Source organism: Arenibacterium halophilum, assembly GCF_005938225.1.
In the GTDB taxonomy this organism is placed as follows: Bacteria; Pseudomonadota; Alphaproteobacteria; order Rhodobacterales; family Rhodobacteraceae; genus Arenibacterium; species Arenibacterium halophilum.
Genome location: NZ_VCPC01000002.1, coordinates 1,119,427 through 1,138,881 on the forward strand (window position 1 = coordinate 1,119,427; position 19,455 = coordinate 1,138,881).

The 19,455-nt window shown below is 61.9% G+C and carries 19 protein-coding genes; 7 read left to right on the forward strand and 12 right to left on the reverse strand.

Translation table 11 applies throughout. The annotated features are described in order from the left end of the window. Nucleotides 1–4: 4 nt before the first annotated feature. The 8 genes from bamA to pyrH form a co-directional block, all read right to left on the reverse strand. Complete coding sequence (gene bamA / locus FGK64_RS12120) at nucleotides 5–2,365, reverse strand: outer membrane protein assembly factor BamA (protein ID WP_138864032.1); 2,361 nt, start codon at nucleotides 2,363–2,365, stop codon at nucleotides 5–7. Nucleotides 2,366–2,496: 131 nt separating this feature from the next. Then, the gene (locus tag FGK64_RS22740) at nucleotides 2,497–2,622 is read right to left on the reverse strand and encodes a hypothetical protein (RefSeq protein WP_281280408.1); all 126 of its coding nucleotides are present in this window, start codon (nucleotides 2,620–2,622) and stop codon (nucleotides 2,497–2,499) included. Between the two features lie 79 nt (nucleotides 2,623–2,701). After that, nucleotides 2,702–4,054, reverse strand: coding sequence for an RIP metalloprotease RseP (rseP, locus tag FGK64_RS12125; RefSeq protein ID WP_138864033.1), 1,353 nt, complete (start codon nucleotides 4,052–4,054; stop codon nucleotides 2,702–2,704). A 4-nt stretch (nucleotides 4,055–4,058) separates the two neighbouring features. Beyond that, nucleotides 4,059–5,231, reverse strand: coding sequence for a 1-deoxy-D-xylulose-5-phosphate reductoisomerase (gene dxr / locus FGK64_RS12130; RefSeq protein WP_138864034.1), 1,173 nt, complete (start codon nucleotides 5,229–5,231; stop codon nucleotides 4,059–4,061). A gap of 3 nt (nucleotides 5,232–5,234) precedes the next feature. Then, the gene (locus FGK64_RS12135; RefSeq protein ID WP_138864035.1) at nucleotides 5,235–6,092 is read right to left on the reverse strand and encodes a phosphatidate cytidylyltransferase; all 858 of its coding nucleotides are present in this window, start codon (nucleotides 6,090–6,092) and stop codon (nucleotides 5,235–5,237) included. Beyond that, nucleotides 6,089–6,820 carry an undecaprenyl pyrophosphate synthase gene (locus FGK64_RS12140; protein WP_138864036.1) on the reverse strand — a complete coding sequence of 244 codons (732 nt, stop codon included), beginning with the start codon at nucleotides 6,818–6,820 and terminating at the stop codon, nucleotides 6,089–6,091. Before FGK64_RS12140 ends, FGK64_RS12135 begins: the two co-directional genes overlap by 4 nt. A gap of 17 nt (nucleotides 6,821–6,837) precedes the next feature. After that, nucleotides 6,838–7,401: a ribosome recycling factor gene (gene frr / locus FGK64_RS12145; protein ID WP_138864037.1), complete on the reverse strand. Its 564-nt coding sequence runs from the start codon at nucleotides 7,399–7,401 to the stop codon at nucleotides 6,838–6,840. 97 nt (nucleotides 7,402–7,498) lie between these two features. Continuing rightward, on the reverse strand, nucleotides 7,499–8,245 hold the full coding sequence (gene pyrH, locus FGK64_RS12150; protein ID WP_138864038.1) for a UMP kinase: 747 nt from the start codon (nucleotides 8,243–8,245) through the stop codon (nucleotides 7,499–7,501). Between the two features lie 109 nt (nucleotides 8,246–8,354). On the opposite strand from pyrH, the gene miaA reads away from it, so the two are divergent. The 5 genes from miaA (at nucleotide 8,355) to FGK64_RS12175 (ending at nucleotide 14,919) form a co-directional block, all read left to right on the forward strand. Further along, the gene (gene miaA, locus FGK64_RS12155) at nucleotides 8,355–9,236 is read left to right on the forward strand and encodes a tRNA (adenosine(37)-N6)-dimethylallyltransferase MiaA (protein ID WP_138864039.1); all 882 of its coding nucleotides are present in this window, start codon (nucleotides 8,355–8,357) and stop codon (nucleotides 9,234–9,236) included. A 45-nt stretch (nucleotides 9,237–9,281) separates the two neighbouring features. Beyond that, nucleotides 9,282–10,115 carry a helix-turn-helix transcriptional regulator gene (locus FGK64_RS12160; RefSeq protein ID WP_246057742.1) on the forward strand — a complete coding sequence of 278 codons (834 nt, stop codon included), beginning with the start codon at nucleotides 9,282–9,284 and terminating at the stop codon, nucleotides 10,113–10,115. 383 nt (nucleotides 10,116–10,498) lie between these two features. Continuing rightward, the gene (locus tag FGK64_RS12165; RefSeq protein ID WP_138864040.1) at nucleotides 10,499–11,551 is read left to right on the forward strand and encodes an ABC transporter permease; all 1,053 of its coding nucleotides are present in this window, start codon (nucleotides 10,499–10,501) and stop codon (nucleotides 11,549–11,551) included. An 11-nt stretch (nucleotides 11,552–11,562) separates the two neighbouring features. After that, a complete protein-coding gene (locus tag FGK64_RS12170; protein ID WP_138864041.1) occupies nucleotides 11,563–12,750 on the forward strand; it encodes an ABC transporter permease in 1,188 nt (395 codons plus the stop codon). Nucleotides 12,751–12,837: 87 nt separating this feature from the next. Beyond that, nucleotides 12,838–14,919: a dipeptide ABC transporter ATP-binding protein gene (locus FGK64_RS12175; RefSeq protein WP_138864042.1), complete on the forward strand. Its 2,082-nt coding sequence runs from the start codon at nucleotides 12,838–12,840 to the stop codon at nucleotides 14,917–14,919. 148 nt (nucleotides 14,920–15,067) lie between these two features. Here FGK64_RS12175 and FGK64_RS12180 read toward each other — a convergent pair whose 3' ends face one another. Continuing rightward, complete coding sequence (locus tag FGK64_RS12180; RefSeq protein WP_138864043.1) at nucleotides 15,068–15,574, reverse strand: hypothetical protein; 507 nt, start codon at nucleotides 15,572–15,574, stop codon at nucleotides 15,068–15,070. Between the two features lie 155 nt (nucleotides 15,575–15,729). After that, a complete protein-coding gene (locus FGK64_RS12185) occupies nucleotides 15,730–16,314 on the reverse strand; it encodes a lytic transglycosylase domain-containing protein (protein WP_138864044.1) in 585 nt (194 codons plus the stop codon). A gap of 209 nt (nucleotides 16,315–16,523) precedes the next feature. On the opposite strand from FGK64_RS12185, the gene FGK64_RS12190 reads away from it, so the two are divergent. Beyond that, nucleotides 16,524–17,054 carry a single-stranded DNA-binding protein gene (locus FGK64_RS12190; protein WP_138864045.1) on the forward strand — a complete coding sequence of 177 codons (531 nt, stop codon included), beginning with the start codon at nucleotides 16,524–16,526 and terminating at the stop codon, nucleotides 17,052–17,054. A 244-nt stretch (nucleotides 17,055–17,298) separates the two neighbouring features. After that, nucleotides 17,299–17,700, forward strand: a complete 402-nt coding sequence (locus FGK64_RS12195) for a DoxX family protein (RefSeq protein ID WP_138864046.1) — start codon at nucleotides 17,299–17,301, stop codon at nucleotides 17,698–17,700. An 18-nt stretch (nucleotides 17,701–17,718) separates the two neighbouring features. Here the strand turns inward: FGK64_RS12195 and aroB are convergent, their stop codons facing one another. After that, nucleotides 17,719–18,840 carry a 3-dehydroquinate synthase gene (aroB, locus tag FGK64_RS12200; RefSeq protein ID WP_138864047.1) on the reverse strand — a complete coding sequence of 374 codons (1,122 nt, stop codon included), beginning with the start codon at nucleotides 18,838–18,840 and terminating at the stop codon, nucleotides 17,719–17,721. A gap of 12 nt (nucleotides 18,841–18,852) precedes the next feature. Continuing rightward, nucleotides 18,853–19,443, reverse strand: a complete 591-nt coding sequence (locus FGK64_RS12205; protein ID WP_138864048.1) for a shikimate kinase — start codon at nucleotides 19,441–19,443, stop codon at nucleotides 18,853–18,855. Between the last annotated feature and the right edge of the window lie 12 nt (nucleotides 19,444–19,455).

The following is a 19,455-nucleotide window of genomic DNA, read 5'->3' on the forward strand; positions in this document are numbered from 1 at the left end:
CGGCCTAGAAACGTGCCTGAAGCGTCAGGTCGAACGTCTGTTCCTTGTCATAGGTTTCCTTGCGCAGCGCATTGGAAAAGTTCAGTCGCAGCGGGCCAAACCCGGTATCCCACAGGATCGAGAACCCGATGACATGACGCAGCGAACCGCTTTCGCCGACAATGGTCCCGACGCCAGAGTTCGAGTTTTCCAAGCCCCAGAGGTTGCCCACATCGTAGAACAGGCCGCCCCGGATACCCAGTTCCTCGGGCAGACCCAGCGGGAATTCGGCCTCGAACCGGGCGACGGCATAGGTGTTGCCGCCAAGCGCATCGCTTTTACCGTTCGACAGATCCCGGGGGCCGATGCCGGCCGGTTCGAAACCGCGGATCGAGTCGGGGTTAAGTATGAAACGGTCAACAGAACGCGACATGTTGTTGCCACGCCAGCGCAGCGCGCCAGCCTCGAACGTCGCCCTCAGCGTTACTTCTTCGCGCAGCACCTGCTTTTGCGCGATGGCTTTGGCCCGTGCGCGGACGAACTTGTTGTCGCCGCCCAGCCCGCCGAAATCTGCGCCCAGTTCAAGAAGGACCCCGGCATTCGGGTTCAGACCGGTCAGCCGGCTGTCGTAGCTGTATTTCAGACCAAAGGCGCTGGACGCACGCCGCCCCATGGCGATCTCGCTGGCCACCACGTTGCCTGTTGTCACGTTGTCGCGCGCTTCCATCAGCGAACTGCTGTAGTTGTAGCTGACCTGCAGCGATCCGCTTTCGCTGACGGGGAACGTCAGTTTGGGCACGAAGAAGCGCGTGTTGGTATCGTAAGACGCAAAGGACGAGTTGGTAGACGATACGCCAAGGTCCAGATCGAACTGGACATTGCGGCCCAGCAGGTACGGCTCTGTGAAGCCCAGAGTGTATTCTTCGGAATCCTGTGCCGTCGCGACGGTAAAGCTCAGCCGCTGGCCGCGCCCAAGGAAGTTGTTTTCCCGCAGGCCGACGGCCACACCAAACCCGTCATTCAACGAATATGAACCACCAAAGGACAGCGAGCCGGTCGGCTTTTCCTCGACGTCGACGTCGATGACAACCTGATCCTGCGTGCTGCCCTGACGCGCTTCGACATCGGCGTTTTCGAAATACCCCAGCGCGCGGATCCGCTCGGCGCTTTCGCGAATTTCGCGCGGGTTGAAGGGATCGCCCTCGACGATGCGGAACTGCTGCCGCACAACACGGTCCAGCGTTGTGGTGTTGCCTTCCACGTCGATGCGCTCAACGAAGATACGCGGGCCACGGGTCAGCACCAATTCGACGTCCAGCGTCAACTCGCGATCGTTCCGGGTGATCCGGGGTTCTACCCGCAGAAAATCGATGCCCTTCTTGATCGCAAGCCGCTCCATCCGGGCGATGGCGTTTTCCACCAGGGTCGGCGTGTAGACGACGCCAGGCTTGATCTTCAGCGCCTCTTGAAATTCTGCGGCGTCGGCCTCGGCAATTTCGCTTGTGGTGCTGATCTGGCCGAACCGGAATTGCTGGCCCTCTTCCACATTCACGACAAGGAAAAAGGCATCGCGTTCGCGGGTCAGCTCGGCATTGGTGCCCAACGTCCGGAAATCAATATAGCCGCGCGACAGGTAGAAATCGCGCAGAACCTGTCTGTCGAACTGAATCCGCTCTTCGATAAGGGTATCGGCGCGAATGAAGGTGCGCAGGAAGTTCGCCTGCTTTGTTTCCAGCACACGGCGCAGGCGCCGGTCGGAAAACGCGCGGTTGCCAACAAAGCTGACGCGCTCGATCTCGATGGTGTCGCCTTCGGAAATCTCGAACACCAGATCGACACGGTTGTCGCTGCGGCGGATGATACGGGGTGTGACCTTGGCGGCGATCCGGCCTTGCTGGGCATAGGCCTCGGCGATGGTTGCGGCATCTGCCTCGGCCTGCCCGGGGCTGAACACGCGACGCGACTGGGATTCGATGAAATCACCAAGTGCCTCGTCCTTGATGCGGCGATTCCCTTCAAAGTTGATCCGGTTGATCGTGGGGTATTCGACCACACGGACCACCAGCGTGCTGCCGCTGGGCACAAGCTCGACGCTTTCGAACAGGCCGGAATTCACGATCCGCTGGTAGGCATCGTTCAGCTCGCCCGCAGAGACGGGGCGGCTGTTGTCGAGCCCTGCGTAATTCGCAATGGTTCCGGTTTGAATCCGTTGGTTGCCTTCAACGCTGATCCGGTTGAACCGATAGCTCTGCGCCCAGGCTTCATGGGCGACACCGCCAGCAATCAGCGCCGCCGCGACCGCTGCCGCAGGCGTGATCTTATACCAGATTTTGGCGATGCCCCGCCGGTTAACGCAGGATTTACCCGCCGCGTTCCCCAAAGCCATATTTCCAACCCGATCCCAGCTACACTTACGTTTAGGTATCGGGATTGTTACGCGATGTCAAAACCAAGCGAAAGCGGCGCGGGAGTTTTTCCCGCGCCGCTTGGCAATTTTTTACGTGGTGCCTGTGCCTGTCAGAGGCTGCCAAGCCATGCCCCGGCGCAAAGCGCGATGGCAAGCGTGGTGACGTACAAAAGCCGGTCCCAATTCAGTGCCATGACAAGGGATAGACCGTTGTAAGAGTGTTGCAGCGTTTGCATGGTTACCGATTCCCTTTTTGCTTGGGCACAACCTAGGGTTCGAATGTGGCAACACTACGGCGCCTTATGGTTGTTTCCACTAGCAGAACAGATCGTTTCCAAGTGCGAAAAGCATCAGCGTCAGGATCGCGGCAATCCCGATCGACATCAGAACGCGCAGGGCCTTTTCGTTCGGCGGGCGGCCTGCAACCGCCTCGTAAATATAGAAAACAAGGTGGCCGCCATCCAGCGCCGGGATGGGAAACAGGTTCAGCAAGCCAACGGCCGTCGACAGAACGGCGATGAACCAGATAAAACTTTGTGCCCCCTGCGACGCCATGGCGCCCGAGGTTTCGGCAATTCCGATCGGGCCCGAGATATTACAGGTGCTGATTGCGCCGGTGATCATGTGCCACAGCCCCGACAGCGAACCCTCGACGATTCGCCCGGTCTGCGCGATGCCGCCCAACAGGGCCTCACCGGGGCCGGCGGCCTCTTTCGCGGGTTCGAATGCCATAGAACTGACGACGCCGATGCGCCAATGGGTCGCAAAACCGCCATCGGCCTGGGGTTCATCCGTCCGGCGCGGGGCCAGCGCGAATTCCAGGGTTTCACCGTCGCGCCAGACATCAATGGCCAGCGCCCGCCCGTCCGAGGATTCGACGGCATTCTTCAACTGGTCGAAGGCAAAGATTGCATCACCATCGACTGCGGTGATCACATCGCCCGTCTCAAGCCCGATGTCGTAAGCGGCGCTGCGCGGCGCGATACTTGAGATCAGGGGCGGATAGGGAAACGGGCCATCCACCGTTAGGTCGGCCCCGTCGCGACGGATGCGGTAATCAACAATGGCTTCGGCCGGAAGTCGGCTGCGGAACTCTTCCCAGTTGCCTGTGCCGTCAAAAGCGGGCGTGGCGATGCCGCCGATCTCAAGCACCTCATCGCCCGCGCGCAGATCGTATTGCGCCGCCAGCGGAAGGTTTGGCGCTTCGGCGACGGTCAGCGGGTCGCGTTCGACCCCGCGAAACATGAAGATCGCAGTGAAAACAAGGATCGACATGACGAAATTGAACACCGGACCGGCGGCAACAGTGGCCGCCCGCGCCCAAAGCGGCGCGCCGTGCATGGTACGTCGCAGGGTTGCGGGATCTTTGGCTGCGGCCTGCATCGCCTCGGCATCCTGACCGGAGGCGGCGTCGGCATCGCCCATGAACCGTACGTATCCGCCAAAAGGCAGCGCCGCGACCTGCCAGCGCGTCCCGCGCCGGTCGACCCGCGAAAACAGCACCGGCCCAAACCCCAGCGAGAACACCTCGGCATGAATGCCGGACCAGCGGCCGACGATGTAATGGCCGTATTCGTGAACGGCCACGATCACGGACAGGGCAACGACAAAGGCCACAACGGTGTAGAGAAGCCCGCCGAATTGGGGGATGAGTGCATAGATGTCCAAAAGTCTAACCTGCCTGCTTTGCCATAGCCTCGTCCGACCACATTCTTGCCAGATGGTCCGTTTGCATAACGTTATCAAGCGTCATTGCGGCATCAATAAGATCTGATTCCGCCTCGAACCGGTCAAGCACCCGTTCCACGATGTCCGCCATGTCCATGAACCCGATGCGCCCCGCGATGAAGGCATCAAGGCTGCGTTCCTTGGCCGCGTTGAACACCGCCCCGGTCAGTCCGCCCCGCGCCATCACGGCGCGCGCCAACCGCAGCGCGGGAAAGCGCGCCTCGTCCGGGGTGGTGAAATTCAACTGGCCGATGCGCGCCAGATCCAGCCGTGCCACGGGCAAAGGCTGACGCGCGGGATGGTGCAGCGCATAGCCGATGGCGTGTCGCATATCGGGCGCACCCAGATGCGCCATCATCGCCCCGTCATGGAACCCGACCAGCGCGTGCACGATGGATTCGGGATGCACCAGCACCTCGATCCGGTCAGGTGCGATACCGAAGAATTCTCGCGTTTCAATGACTTCCAGCGCCTTGTTGAACATAGAGGCGGAATCGATCGTGATGCGCTGCCCCATGTCCCAGTTCGGATGGGTCGCGGCCAGTTCCGGCGTGGCATGGCGCAGCTTGTCCATAGGCCAATCGCGGAAAGCACCACCACTGGCGGTAATTACGATTCGTTCAACACGGTCAATGTCTTCGCCACCAAGCGCTTGAAAGATCGCGGAATGTTCGCTGTCGACCGGCAGGATGCGCGCGCTGTTGGCCCGCGCGGTTTCCATCACCAGCGCCCCCGCACAAACCAGAGATTCCTTGTTCGCCAGCGCCAGCGTTGCCCCCTGCCCCAATGCGGCCAGCCCTGGGGCCAACCCGGCCGAGCCGACAATGGCCGAGAGAACCCAATCGGCGGGCCGCGCGCCCGCCTCCGACAGCGCGGTCGTTCCGGCCGCGGCCTCAATCTGCGTTCCTTCAAGCGCGACGCGCAGATCAGGCAGACACTCGTCGAACGCGGTGACGGCGATATCGGCATTCAGGCGCCGTGCGTCCTGCGCCAGCTGCGCGACGTTGCGCCCGCCCGTCAGCGCAACCACGTCATAGGAGGCTGGGTTGCGGTCGATCAGGTCAATGCAATTCTGGCCGACCGAGCCGGTCGCGCCAAATATCGACACGCGGCGCATCGCTTAACCCCCGGTGACCAGCGTGATGAGCCCGGCCAGCGAGGCGGCAGCCACCAGCGCATCCAGCCGGTCAAGAAACCCGCCGTGCCCCGGAATCAGGTTCGAGGAATCCTTGATGTCCACCCGCCGTTTCATCGCGCTTTCGGCAATGTCGCCCAATTGCGCCGCAAGGCAGACCAGAAAGGTCAGCCCCGCCGCCGCGATCACCGGTACACCGAATTGCGGCAGCACCACAGCACCGAAGAGCGCGGTGCAAATCCACCCCGCCACGGTGCCCGACCATGTCTTCTTGGGCGAGACGGCAGGCCAGAACTTCGGCCCGCCCAACGCGCGGCCCGCGAAATATCCGGAGGTGTCGGAAATCACCACGATGGTGACCAGCGCGACCAGCCCCCAGACACCGTGTTCGGAATAGGCAAAGGCCAGAAACAGCGCCGACCCGGCCAGCATGGCGCCATAGGCCAGCCACAGCAGCCGCCCGGATCGCAACACCACCAGCCCGCCGATCAGCGGCGCAATCAGCGCGATGGTCCCCGCGATATAGCCGCCGTAGAACAGGCCGCCCGGCGCTGTTCCCGGGGGCCGGGTTTCATCCGGCGTGCTGAGCCCTGCAACCAGCAACCCCAGTGCCAGCAGTGGAAACAGCATAGGCAAGGGCGCCAAAGCCCGGCGATGCCGTGCCGCGACATTCGGATCGCACAGCGGCATCAGTTCCCAGATCATCACGCAGTATATGGCATAGACGTAGATGCCCCAGACGATCTGCCCGCCCATCAGCGCCGCGATGGTCACCGCGATCATCACCAGCGCCGACAGCAGCCGGACGCCCAGATCGCGCCAGCGTGCGGGCGGTTTCGTCATACCTTCACCGCGCCAAACCGGCGGTCACGGGCGCCGTAGGAACGGCACAGCGTTTCCAACTCGGCCGCCGTGAAATCGGGCCAGAGCGTATCGATGAATTCATATTCGGCATAGGCCGACTGCCAGAGCAGGAAGTTCGAAATCCGCGCTTCGCCGCTGGTGCGGATCACCAGATCCGGATCGGGCAGAACGTGGGTGTCCAGGTAGCGCGTCAGCGTGGTTTCATCCACCTCGTCCGAGCGCAGGCTGCCCGCCTCGACATCTTCGGCCAGGCGGCGGATGGCCCGGGCCACTTCATCGCGGGCACCATAGTTCAGCGCGATGGTCAGCTCGACCCCGTCGTTCTCGGCGGTCAGGGTCTCCAGCTGGTCCATCAGCCCGGTCAGCTTGGCATCCAGCCGGACCCTGTCACCGATAAACCGCACCCGCACGTTGCGCGAATCCAGCGCGCGCGCCTCTTTCGCGATATAGCGGCGAAACAGGCTCATCAGCCCGGCAACCTCGACCTGGGTGCGCTTCCAGTTTTCGGTCGAAAAGGCAAAGATCGTCAGATACTTGATGCCCAGATCGGGGCAGGCCTCGACCACCTCGCGCACGCGGCGGGCCCCGGCGTGGTGCCCGAATAGGCGCGGACGGCCTCGGGCTTGCGCCCAACGGCCGTTGCCATCCATGATGATGGCAACGTGGCGCGGCCCTGCAATCGGCGCGTGATCTGGATCCTTTGGCATGCCCCCAAACCGCCGGATCAGACCTGCATGATCTCGGCTTGCTTGGTCTCAAGCGCCTCGTCGACCGCCTTGATCATCTTGTCGGTCAGATCCTGCACCTCGGATTCCCAGAATTTCTGGTCGTCTTCCGACATGCCGTCGGCTTTAGCTTTCTTTATCTGGTCCATTCCGTCGCGGCGCACGTTGCGCACCGACACCCGGGCGCCTTCGGCATATTGCCCGGCAACCTTGGTCAGGTCGCGGCGGCGTTCTTCGTTCAACTCGGGGATCGGCAACATGATGATGGTGCCGTTCAGCTGCGGGTTGATCCCCAGCCCGGATTCGCGGATCGCCTTTTCCACCTTGCCGACAAGGCCCTTGTCCCAGACGTTGATGGTGACCATGCGCGGTTCGGGAACGTTCACTGTGCCAACCTGGTTGATCGGCGTCTGCGAGCCATAGGCATCAACCATCACCGGTTCCAGCATCGAGGCAGAGGCGCGACCCGTCCGCAGCGATGCGAATTCGGTGCGCAGGTTCGCCATCGCGCCGTCCATCCGGCGTTTCAGATCGTCGGTATCCAGCATAAATTCGTCAGACATGGGTGAACCTCCGCGTAACCTTGGCCTTTGGCTGCTCTATATCCGCAGTTCCGACCGAATGTATAGTATGCAAGCGCATGGCGCGCCCTATTCGGGCCTAGCCCTGCACCTTGGTATAGGTGCCCTGACCGGCCAGAATGCCACGGAACCCGCCGGGTTCATCCAGACTGAAGACGATGATCGGCAGGCTGTTGTCGCGCGCCAGCGCGATGGCGCTGGCATCCATAACGCCCAGACGCTTGGCCAGCACGTCGTCATAGGTCACGTTGTCGTAGCGTTTGGCGTCGGCGTGTTTCGCCGGATCCTTGTCGTAAACACCGTCGACCTTGGTGCCTTTGAAGATCGCCTCGCAACTCATTTCATTGGCGCGCAGCGTTGCCGCCGTATCGGTGGTGAAGTACGGGTTCCCGGTGCCGGCGGCAAAGATGCAGACCCGCTTCTTTTCAAGGTGGCGCACCGCGCGGCGGCGGATATAGGGCTCGGCCACCTCGTCCATGCGGATTGCGCTGATGACGCGGGTGTGCACCCCCAGCGCCTCGAGCGCGGATTGCATGGCAAGCGCGTTCATCACCGTTGCCAGCATCCCCATGTAGTCGGCGGTGGTGCGTTCCATCCCCTGGGCGCTGCCTTGAAGCCCGCGGAAGACGTTGCCGCCGCCGATCACCATGCAGATCTCGACACCCAGTTCGTGGACCGATTTCACCTCGTTCGCGATGCGCTGGACGGTGGGCGGATGCAGGCCGAATCCCTGATCTCCCATCAGCGCCTCGCCCGATATCTTGAGCATGACCCGCCCATAGGTGACCGGAGCCGTTGAATTCTGCGATGTCGGGGAAGAGGTCATGTTGCGCTCCGCTTGGCCACGGGGTTAGTTTCGCGCAAAATGGCCGAATTCGCCCAGAGGTTCAATGCGCCTTCCGGGCCAAACGCAAAACCCGTGGAAAGGCGCCAGAATGAAGGTTCCCGGCTTTGGCGTCCTGCCCGATGTTGCGCCTGACATGCCGATTCTGATCGCGGGGCCGACGGCTTCGGGCAAATCTGATCTGGCGTTGCATATCGCGGAAACGCAGGGCGGCGTGGTGGTGAATGCCGACGCGAGCCAGGTATTCGACTGCTGGCGCGTGGTGACGGCACGCCCGTCGCAGGAAGACGAGGCGCGCGCGCCCCATGCGCTCTACGGCCATATCCCTTGGAACGCCGATTATTCCGCAGGCCATTGGTTGCGAGATGTCACGCCCTTCTTGGAAGGCGGTGCGCGCCCGATCATCACCGGGGGCACAGGGCTCTATTTCATGACGCTGACCGTCGGGATGGCGCAGATACCACCGGTGCCGCCCGAGGTGCGCACAGAGGGCGACGGGCTGAGCCTTGAGGCGCTGTTGGAAACCGTAGATACCCGCACCCGCGCCGGGATCGACTGCAACAACCGCGCCCGTGTCCAGCGCGCTTGGGAGGTGCAGCGCGCCACCGGCAGAGGGCTGGCCGATTGGCAGGCCGATACCCCGCCGCCCGTGTTGCCGATTACCAGTTGCCTGCCGTTGGTCGTTCAGACTGAAACCGGGTGGCTGAATGCCCGCATCGCGCGCCGGTTCGACAAGATGGTGGATATGGGCGCGCTGGACGAGGTAGCGGCCATGCTGCCATATTTCGACCCCGCCCGCCCGGCCTTCCGCGCCATTGGCGTGCCCGAACTGGTCGCCCACCTGACAGGCGAAGCCACGTTGGACGAAGCCCGCAGCCGCGCCAGCATCGCCACCCGGCAATTCGCGAAACGGCAGCGCACATGGTTCCGCTCGAAGATGCGGCACTGGCATGGGATTTCACCGATCCATTGAACTGGGGGCTTGCATTTTGGCAGACCCGCTGTCACGCATCGCCCCGTGACCCCGAAATTCATGATACGCCAGCAGCAATTCGGCCCGATCGGCGCAGCCAGCGCCGGTATCCGGCTGAACACGCTTGCCCAACTGGCCCGCCACGGCAGCTGGCAACTCGAACTTGCGCATGACCGCCCGCACCACCTGTTCGTCTGGATCACGCGCGGTCAGGGAATCGCGCTGATGGATGGCGCGCGGCGCGGTGTGGGCATCCACAATGCGCTGTTCCTGCCCGCGCGGTCGCTGAACGCGATTGATCTGGGGCGTCAGGGATTTGCACAGGCGATCACCCTGCCGCCCGATCTGGCGCTGAATCTGCCCACGCGGCCGCTGCATCTGCGGGTACGTGACGTGACCGCACAGGGCGAGATGACCTCGCTGCTGGAATCGTTGCAGCGTGAACAGAACGCGGGCCGTCCGCACAGCCAGAACGCGATGGAGGCCTATTGCCGCCTGATTGCGATCTGGATGCAGCGCCATACCGACATGAGCGAGGAACCCGACACCGCGGCGCGGCGTCTGATGCGCGGGTTTTTCCAGCGCCTCGTTGCGCCAGATGCCGGGGTAAACGTGACCGTGGCCCGCCATGCCGAAGCGCTGGAGGTAACTCCCACGCATCTGTCGCGCGTGTGTCGCGCTGAAACCGGCCGCACCGCCGCCGCCCTGATTGCCGAACGCGCGCAGCACCGTGCGCGGATGCTGTTGAGCGAAACAAAAGTGCCGGTGCAGGACATCGCGCGCAACCTTGGCTTTGGCAGCGCCGCCTATTTCAGCCGCTTTTTGCAGCAACGAACCGGGGCGTCGCCGTCCGAATTGCGCCGCCGTGCCCGCGCTTAGTGCCCTTGTCGCAATCGAACCGCGAAAATGTCGGTTTTGGATCCGATAATGCCGATTGCCGCCGTTGACGCCGTGAAAATTCTGGTGCCGAATGTGCTTCGAACGGTGGTGTCCAGTCACGCCCGCCGATCACAACGCCGATCAAAGCCAAAGCAGCCAACGAGGATCGCGATGACATCATGCAGGCAGAGGGGCCCCCGTGGGGGCATGTCACCCGCCCGCATGTCTCCCGATATCAAGACGAAGGTTATAGCCGCACCCCGTGCGGCTCATATGCGTTTCGCGCTTTGAGCGGCAACTGAAATACTCACGAAGGCCCGGTTTCCGGGCCCGACCAGACCCGGCAAACGGGCACAATAACAAGACGACCCACAGGGGGTAAAATGGGACTATTCATCCTGCGACGGACGGTCGTGATGATTCTGACGGCCGTGTGCCTGACGTTCATCGTGTTCTTCCTGACCAACCTGTACCCGAACCTTGAAAAACTGGCCAAGACGCAGGGCAACTTCCGCATGTCGGACGAAGCCGTTGCCAGCTGGCTGGACAAGGGCGGGTATCTTCAACCGTTGCCGGTGAAATATGGCCAGTGGCTGGGCGTGCTGCCCGGCTGGACCCGCCAGACCGACGAAGGCGTGACCGGACGCTGCTTTATCGGCACCCGGAGTGCTGACGCGGCGGCCGAGGCACCGTCGTTCTGTGGTATTCTGCAAGGCTATTGGGGCCAGTCGACCGTATTCAAGGAGTCGGTTGGCGGCATCATCGGCACGCGTCTGGCGCTGACCGGAAAGCTGATGTTCTGGGTTCTGGTCCTGATGGTGCCGATGGCACTGATCGTGGGCGTTCTGGCCGGGATGCGCGAAGGTTCGGTGACCGACAGGACGCTCTCGACTTTTTCGATCATCACCACGGCCACGCCGGAATACGTGTCGGGCGTGATCTTCATTGCGGTTTTCACTTCCTCCGCCGTGGGGTTGAAATGGTTCAAGGGCACCGCAACCAGCGCGATGGAGAACGCGAATTTCGAGAATTTCTTTCTGCCGGTGCTGACGATTTCCCTTTATGGCATGGGCTACATCGCGCGGATGACGCGGGCGAGCATGACAGAGGTAATGACCGCGCAATACATCCGCACCGCGCGGCTGAAGGGCGTCAAATTCTCGAACATCGTGCTGAAACACGCGCTGCGCAACGCGCTGATTGCACCTTTTACGGTCATCCTGCTGCAGGTGCCATGGCTGCTGAACGGCGTGGTGATCGTGGAAACGCTGTTCAACTACAAGGGCTTCGGCTGGACGCTGGTGCAGGCCGCCGGCAACAACGACATCGAGCTGCTGCTGGCGGTCTCGGTCGTGTCGGTCTTCGTGGTGCTGCTGACACAACTGATCTCGGATATCGGGTATGTCTACCTGAATCCGCGGATCCGGATTTCGTGAGGGGCTGAGCGATGGAACCGTTGACCTCTTTCGAGATTGCCACCCGTATCGTGACACAATTCCTGCCGGTGCTGGCCGCGCTGGTGGTGTTGTTCGTGGTGTCGATGATGTACAAACGCAAGCTGGGCCTCTACGGCAAGCTGTTCGACAGCATGATCGGGATGATCGGTTTTGCGCTCGTGATGTTCTGGGTCTTTACCGGCATCTTCGCCGCGATGGACCTGATCGTGACCCACGACCCCCTGACCCAGGTGTCGGGGCTGAAAAACAAGGTGCCGGGCACGCCGCTGCGCAACCCGGACGAAGGCGAGTACGCCTGGTATCTGCTGGGCGGCGACAACCTTGCGCGCGACGTGTTTTCGCGCATGGTCAAGGGCAGCACGATCGTGATTACCATCGCGCCGCTGGCGACGCTGTTTGCCTTCATGATCGGGATCACGCTGGGCCTGCCGGCCGGGTATTACGGCGGCAAGCTGGACACCTTCCTGAGCTTCCTTGCCAACCTGATCCTGGCCTTCCCGGTGATCCTGCTGTTCTACCTGCTGGTGACGCCGGAGATCGTGCTGACCGGGCTGCCGCAATATATGGCGGTGGTGCTGTTCTTCTTCCCGCTGATCTTTGCCGGCGTGCTGATCCATTCGCGCTATCGCACGCAGCCGCAGAAGAACTGGGTCTGGCTGGCGGTGGTGCTGGTACCGATGTTCCTGCTCTATGCCTCGGCGGTAAATGCACCGGGCAGCAAGGTGGCGATTTGGCCGCTGGATTTCTTCGACATTCCGCCAGGGATCCTGGTGGTGTTCGTATCGGTCGTCTTCGTGAACTCGCCCACCGTGTTCCGTATCGTGCGCGGTCTGACGATGGACATCAAGACGCGCGATTACGTGGCCGCCGCCCAGACCCGGGGCGAACGCCCGTGGTACATCATGCTGTGGGAAATCCTGCCCAACGCACGCGGACCGCTGATCGTCGATTTCTGTCTGCGCATCGGGTACACAACCATCCTGCTGGGCACGCTTGGCTTCTTCGGCCTTGGCCTGCCGCCCGAAAGCCCGGATTGGGGCAGCACGATCAACGAGGGGCGCAAGCTCTTGTCGATCTACCTGCATCCGGCCCTACCCCCGGCCATCGCCCTGCTGAGCCTTGTGCTGGGGCTGAACCTGCTGGCGGACGGCCTGCGCGAAGAAAGCCTGAAAGATTGAGGCACGCGCCGGGGGCTGTCTGCCCCCGGACCCCCGAGGATATTTGGACCCCAAAGAAGATGGGCGATCCGACGAAGGAGAGGCAAAATGGCAAAAGAGGCGTATGATGGGCCGATCCTCGAGATCGACAAGCTGTCGATTTCCTTTTTCACGCGGTTGCGGGAAATTCCGGCGGTGATGGATTTTTCGGTCAGCGTGCAGCCGGGCGAGGCAGTTGGGCTGGTCGGTGAATCGGGCTGTGGCAAATCCACCGTGGCCCTGGGCGTGATGCAGGACCTGGGGCGCAACGGGCGGGTTGTCGGCGGGTCGATCAAGTTCAAGGGCCGCGACCTGGGCGAAATGTCTGACGCCGAATTGCGCGACATTCGCGGCAGCGAAATCGCGATGATCTATCAGGAGCCGATGGCGAGCCTGAACCCGGCGATGAAGATCGGCAAGCAGTTGATGGAAGTGCCGATGATCCATCAGGGGCTGTCGGAGAAAGAGGCCTATGCCCGCGCCCTGCAGGTGGTGACGGACGTGAAGCTGCCCGATCCAGAGCGGATTTTGAAAAGCTATCCGCATCAGCTGTCGGGCGGGCAGCAGCAGCGCATCGTGATTGCGATGGCCTTGATGAGCGAGCCGTCACTGTTGATTCTGGACGAGCCGACCACCGCGCTGGACGTGACGGTCGAGGCGGCGATTGTCGAGCTGGTGAAGGATCTGGGGCGCAAGTACGGGACCTCGATGCTATTCATCAGCCACAACCTTGGGCTGGTGCTGGAAACCTGCGACCGGATCTGCGTGATGTATTCGGGCGAAGCCGTTGAACGCGGCAGCATCGCCGATGTCTTCGACGAGATGCGCCACCCCTATACGCAGGCGCTGTTCCGCTCGATCCCCCTGCCCGGTGCCGACAAGACGGCACGCCCGCTGGTCGCCATTCCGGGGAATTTCCCGCTGCCGCATGAGCGCCCGCCAGGGTGCAACTTTGGCCCGCGCTGCGATTACTTCGAGGCTGGGCGCTGTGACGCCAAGGCGATTCCGATGTTTCCGGTTGAAGGCAATGACCGGCATCAGTCCCGCTGTGTAAAATTCGATGAAATCGACTGGGCTGCGCCGGTGAACGTGGGCGAGCTAAAACCCAAGCCAGAGCCGGGGCCCGTGGTTCTGAAGATGGACCGGCTGAAGAAATACTATGAAGTCGCTGCCAATGCCCTGTTCGGCGGTGGTGCGGCCAAGGTGGTGAAGGCGAACGAGACGCTGAGTTTCGAGGCGCGCGAATCCGAGACGCTGGCGATTGTCGGGGAATCGGGCTGTGGCAAATCGACCTTCGCCAAGGTGCTGATGGGTCTGGAAACGGCGACCGACGGGGCGATCCTGCTCGACAACCGCAACATCGAATCGGTGCCGATCGAACAGCGCGACACGCGCACCGTTTCGGACGTGCAGATGGTGTTTCAGAACCCGTTCGACACGCTGAACCCGTCGATGACCGTCGGGCGCCAGATCATCCGCGCGCTCGAGGTGTTCGGAATCGGCGACAATGACGCCGCGCGGCGGGCGCGGATGCTGGAGCTGCTGGATCTGGTCAAGCTGCCGCGCGCCTTTGCCGAACGGATGCCGCGCCAGTTGTCGGGCGGGCAGAAGCAGCGGGTGGGCATTGCCCGCGCCTTTGCGGGCGGTGCGCGGATCGTGGTGGCGGATGAGCCTGTGTCGGCGCTGGACGTGAGCGTTCAGGCGGCGGTGACCGATCTGTTGATGGATATCCAGCGCGAGGAAAAGACCACGTTGTTGTTCATCAGCCACGATCTTTCGATCGTGCGCTACCTCAGCGACCGGGTGATGGTGATGTATCTGGGCCATGTCGTGGAGCTGGGTACCACCGATCAGGTCTTTGCCCCGCCCTATCACCCCTATACCGAGGCGCTGCTGTCGGCGGTGCCGATTGCCGATACCTCGGTCCGCAAGAAACATATCGTGCTGGAAGGTGATATTCCCTCGGCGATGAATCCGCCCCCGGGCTGCCCATTCCAGACGCGTTGCCGCTGGAAGTCGGAAGTGCCGGGCAATCTGTGCGAAACCGAAGTGCCGCCGATCCGTGACCGCGACGGACATCAGATCAAGTGTCATCTGAGCGATGACATACTGGACAGAATGGAGCCGGTGATCGAGATCGCGGCAGAATAGCGGGCATTTCGGAACGACGCGTTTTTATCAAAGACCTAACGAAACGCGGCGTTTCATAAATTCCGATCACAATAAAGAAAGAACCCGTGGGGGGGTGATCCCACGGGCCTTTCCGTATGCTTTGAAGTCGGGGCGTTTGGACGCGCTGTTAACGCGACCCAGCTTCCCGCATGGCTTCAGGCATCTTCTCGCTGACAACTTCGGCAAAGCCATTCAGCATGGCGGTGTAGAAGTCGTCAGTCGACGGATTCACAGCCACGTAGCCGGCCGGAACGGCGGCACCGCCACTGTTCGCAACAATCTGCACCGGATAGCTGACCAGCGGCGCGTTCGTGTTCGGGCTGGAAATCGTTACCACGCCTTCCATCTGGTTGAATTCGGCCGTGTCAGGCAGGGTGGTGTCGCCGTCGAGGCTCACCGAGCCAAGCTTTACATCAACCACATAGCCGTTCGGATCGTCGTCCAGCGTCACGCGGTCGTAGATTGCAGCGCTCAGGTCACCGGAAATCTGTGGGTAATAACGCGAAGCGTTTGCAGTTTCGAGATCGGCCATATCTGCGGTCACGGTCAGTTCACGCACGGTCGGTTCGGCTGCGAGAGCGGGGCCAGCCATCAGGCTGACGGCGGCGACGGTTCCAAGAATGATGCGTTTCATCGTTGTATCTCCTTGATCTGCCGACCTGCCACCGGAACAATGCCGAGGCCGTCGGGCTGTATGAGCAAAGAACGCCGCCTGCCGGAAGATGGTTCCGACAGGCGGCGAAAAAAACGCATAATTTCAGATCAGGTGCTACGTTCTGCGCGGCGGGCTCAGCTGCCCCAGATGATCCGCACATAGTTCGTGGTTTCCTTGTACGGTGGCACGCCACCATATTTTTTCACGGCCTCGGGGCCGGCATTGTAAGCAGCAAGCGCAAGCCGCCAAGAGCCGAACTCCTTGTATTGACGCGCCAGATAACGCGCGCCCCCTTCAAGGTTTTGCATCGGGTCGCCCGGATCAACGCCCAGAGCCCGGGCCGTCGCGGGCATAAGCTGGGCCAGACCCTGCGCGCCCTTGTGCGACACGGCATTCGGATTCCAACCGCTTTCCTGCTGAATCAGCCTTGCAAACAGATCCTCGGGTACGTTGTGCTTGCGGGCCGCCTGACGCGCATGATCCAGGAATTCACCGCGATACTTGCCGCTATAGCCGCGCGGCGCATGTTTGGACGGTGTGTGCACCGTGGGTGGCTGAAGCCGGACAGAATTGGCGTATTGCTTGGCGGCGCGATTATCCAGAACCTTCAACTGCGAGCTGAACAGCTTGCGCTGGGCCTTGGTTGAAAACACATCGGCGCTGGCCGGAAATGCGAGCGCGCAAAGCACTGCCCCCGCAACAAGTGTCGTCTTGCGCATCACCACTTATGCCCCTGTCCCGTTCTCGTCCCGTCTGTACCGCGCGCGACTATACCGCGCAAACCGGAAAAATCCAGATGCAGACCGCAGGATTTGGCCAAGTGCGACGGCGGAACCGTGTTTCAACCCGGCCCCGGCATGTATAGGTTTGCCGGAAACCGATTCCGGGGAATCGGAACACAGCCTTAACGACAGATATGGGGAACGACATGGCCGGCTCAGTGAACAAGGTGATCCTTATCGGAAATCTGGGGCGCGATCCCGAGGTGCGGACGTTCCAGAACGGTGGCAAGGTGTGCAACCTTCGCATCGCCACGTCCGAGAACTGGAAGGATCGCAACACCGGCGAACGGCGCGAGCGGACCGAATGGCACTCGGTCGCGATCTTCAACGAGGGCCTGGTCCGCGTGGCCGAGCAATTCCTGCGCAAAGGATCGAAGGTTTATATCGAAGGACAGTTGCAGACCCGCAAGTGGCAGGACCAATCCGGGCAAGATCGCTATTCGACCGAGGTTGTTCTGCAAGGCTTCGGATCGACGCTGACGATGCTGGACGGCCGTGGTGAAAGCGGCGGCGCTGGCGGTGGTGGCCGCGACAGCTATGGCGGTGGCAACGATGGGGGCTACGATGATCGCTTTGGCGGCGGCAACGATGGCGGCTATGGTGGCGGTAGCAGCAGCGGCGGTGGGCGCAGCGGCGGCGGCGGCAGCCGCGACATGGACGATGAAATCCCGTTCTGATCGCCAGGTCGAATATTAAAGTCGAAGGGCAGAGGCGCGCACCTCTGCCCTTTTCTTTTCAGGCCGACAGACCTATGACAGGCTCGGCTAAGGTCACGCTTTTCCTCACAGCCAACTATGCAATTTCGCAAAGCTGCGCAAATTCGCACAAGCAAAGTTGATCGGCGCGGAATTTACCTGTCGCGTGGTGCTGTTAACTGTTGGGCCATCGCCGGACGACCGGCCTTTGCCCAGAGGAACTGAAATGACTGCCACACTCGACCGTTGGTCCCCCTACATGCTGAGCGTTCTGCGCATCATGTCCGCATTGATCTTTATGGCGCATGGTACGCAGAAGCTGTTCGGCTTCCCGGCGACCGACATGCAGCCCCCCTTCATGTCACTGTTCTGGATCGGCGGCGTGCTTGAGCTGGTCGGCGGCGCTCTGCTGGTGCTGGGCCTGTTCACCCGCCCGGTCGCCTTTGTCCTGTCGGGCATGATGGCCGTGGCCTATTTCATGTTCCACGCGCCCGCCAGCTTCTTCCCGACGCTGAACGGCGGCGATGCGTCGATCCTGTACTGCTTTGTGTTCCTGTACCTGGTCTTTGCCGGCCCGGGCGCGCTTAGCCTTGATGCGAACCGCTCGGCCGAGCCCAAACTCGCCTGATACCTTCGGTGGCGCGGGTCAGCCCCGCGCCGCCAGCGCCTCGGTCAGGATGCTGTGCACCGTTTCCGGGGGCACGTCATCGGCCACGAAGGCAGCTCCGATGTCGCGCGCCAGAATGAACCGCAACTGGCCATCCTGAACTTTCTTGTCCTGCGCCATCAGGTTCAGCAGACCCTGCGCATCGGGCAGATCGCCGGGAATATCTGACAGCTCGGTCTTCATCCCCAAGCCAAGCAGATGCGCCCGCACGCGGCTGGGATGTTCCTGACTGCACAGGCCAAGCGCCGCCGACAGATCGAAGGCCAGCGCACAGCCAATCGCCACACCTTCACCATGCAACAGCCGATCGGAATAGCCGGTCGCCGCTTCCAGCGCGTGGCAGAAGGTATGCCCTAGGTTCAGCAGCGCCCGGTCGCCCTGTTCGGTTTCGTCGCGGGCCACGATCTCGGCCTTCATCTGAACCGAGCGGGTGACAGCGTGAACCCGGGCGGACATATCGCCACCGGCCATATCGACCGCATGGGATTCCAGCCAATCAAAAAACGCGGCATCGCCCAGCAGCCCGTATTTGACCACCTCGCCATAGCCCGCAAGGAAATCCCGCGGCTCGAGCGTTTGCAGAATATCCGTGTCAGCCAGCACCAGTGCGGGCTGGTGAAACGCGCCGACAAGGTTCTTGCCATGCGACGTGTTGATACCGGTTTTTCCTCCGACCGAACTGTCGACCTGCGCCAGAAGCGAGGTGGGAATTTGCACGAACCGAACGCCGCGCCGCAGGATCGCAGAGGCGAAACCGACCAGATCGCCGATCACCCCGCCTCCCAGCGCGATCACAATGTCGCGGCGCTCGATCTTCTGATCCAGCAACCATTCCACACAGCGCGTCAAATGGGGCCAGCTTTTCGTGGATTCTCCGGCAGGCAGGATCAGCGAGTCGACCTTGATCCCGGCGTCTTTCAGCACTTGTTCCAGCGCACCAAGATGCCGCGCCGCCACGTTTTCATCGCTGACGATCGCCACACGCGGCCGTTTCAGCAACGGCGCCATCAGGTCCGGCGCGCGCGCAATCAGCCCGGGACCGATCTGCACATCATAGCTGCGCGCCCCTAGTGCGACATGAACGGTATTCGTAGAAGCCATTACGCCAAGTCCTTATTGCGGCGTCAAAACGTCAGGTCGTGTGCCAAGCGCCGCGATCACCCGATCCACCATATCTTCGATCGAGGCGCCGGCATCGGACACCACGGCGATATCCGCCTGCGCATAGAACTGCTGCCGCTCGGCGAACAGGTTTTCCAGCGTTTCTCGCGGATTTGCCGTGCGCAGCAAGGGGCGGCTGTCGCGATGCCGCACCCTTTGCCACAGCACATCCGTATTGGCGTTCAGCCATATCGAAACGCCGCGTTCAGAAATCATGCGCCGGTTTTCCTCGGCCAGAAAGGCCCCGCCTCCGGTCGAAAGAACACCGCGCGCCTCGTCCAGAAGCCGCGAAATCACCTGCCGTTCCTTCAGCCGGAAAAACGGCTCACCATCGCGGGCAAAAATTTCCGGCACCGTCATGTTTGCGGCGCGTTCTATTTCATGGTCGCTGTCAAGGAACGGAACGCCCAGACGCAGCGCAAGCGCCTTGCCCACAGCGGTTTTCCCCGCGCCCATCATCCCGACAAGCACGACTGTCTTGCGCAGCCGCTCCGCCCCGCGCGATGCCCCCTTTGGGGTTGTCTTCTGCTCAATTCCGCTCATTCTTCCGTGAAT

What these genes read in the sequence shown, in the direction of transcription:
- bamA (WP_138864032.1), bottom strand. Translation starts at nt 2,365, where the DNA reads ATGGCTTTGGGGAACGCGGCGGGTAAATCCTGCGTTAACCGGCGGGGC.
- FGK64_RS22740 (WP_281280408.1), bottom strand. Translation starts at nt 2,622, where the DNA reads ATGCAAACGCTGCAACACTCTTACAACGGTCTATCCCTTGTCATGGCA.
- dxr (WP_138864034.1), bottom strand. Translation starts at nt 5,231, where the DNA reads ATGCGCCGCGTGTCGATATTTGGCGCGACCGGCTCGGTCGGCCAGAAT.
- FGK64_RS12135 (WP_138864035.1), bottom strand. Translation starts at nt 6,092, where the DNA reads ATGACGAAACCGCCCGCACGCTGGCGCGATCTGGGCGTCCGGCTGCTG.
- FGK64_RS12140 (WP_138864036.1), bottom strand. Translation starts at nt 6,820, where the DNA reads ATGCCAAAGGATCCAGATCACGCGCCGATTGCAGGGCCGCGCCACGTT.
- frr (WP_138864037.1), bottom strand. Translation starts at nt 7,401, where the DNA reads ATGTCTGACGAATTTATGCTGGATACCGACGATCTGAAACGCCGGATG.
- pyrH (WP_138864038.1), bottom strand. Translation starts at nt 8,245, where the DNA reads ATGACCTCTTCCCCGACATCGCAGAATTCAACGGCTCCGGTCACCTAT.
- miaA (WP_138864039.1), top strand. Translation starts at nt 8,355, where the DNA reads ATGAAGGTTCCCGGCTTTGGCGTCCTGCCCGATGTTGCGCCTGACATG.
- FGK64_RS12165 (WP_138864040.1), top strand. Translation starts at nt 10,499, where the DNA reads ATGGGACTATTCATCCTGCGACGGACGGTCGTGATGATTCTGACGGCC.
- FGK64_RS12170 (WP_138864041.1), top strand. Translation starts at nt 11,563, where the DNA reads ATGGAACCGTTGACCTCTTTCGAGATTGCCACCCGTATCGTGACACAA.
- FGK64_RS12175 (WP_138864042.1), top strand. Translation starts at nt 12,838, where the DNA reads ATGGCAAAAGAGGCGTATGATGGGCCGATCCTCGAGATCGACAAGCTG.
- FGK64_RS12180 (WP_138864043.1), bottom strand. Translation starts at nt 15,574, where the DNA reads ATGAAACGCATCATTCTTGGAACCGTCGCCGCCGTCAGCCTGATGGCT.
- FGK64_RS12185 (WP_138864044.1), bottom strand. Translation starts at nt 16,314, where the DNA reads ATGCGCAAGACGACACTTGTTGCGGGGGCAGTGCTTTGCGCGCTCGCA.
- FGK64_RS12190 (WP_138864045.1), top strand. Translation starts at nt 16,524, where the DNA reads ATGGCCGGCTCAGTGAACAAGGTGATCCTTATCGGAAATCTGGGGCGC.
- FGK64_RS12195 (WP_138864046.1), top strand. Translation starts at nt 17,299, where the DNA reads ATGACTGCCACACTCGACCGTTGGTCCCCCTACATGCTGAGCGTTCTG.
- aroB (WP_138864047.1), bottom strand. Translation starts at nt 18,840, where the DNA reads ATGGCTTCTACGAATACCGTTCATGTCGCACTAGGGGCGCGCAGCTAT.
- FGK64_RS12205 (WP_138864048.1), bottom strand. Translation starts at nt 19,443, where the DNA reads ATGAGCGGAATTGAGCAGAAGACAACCCCAAAGGGGGCATCGCGCGGG.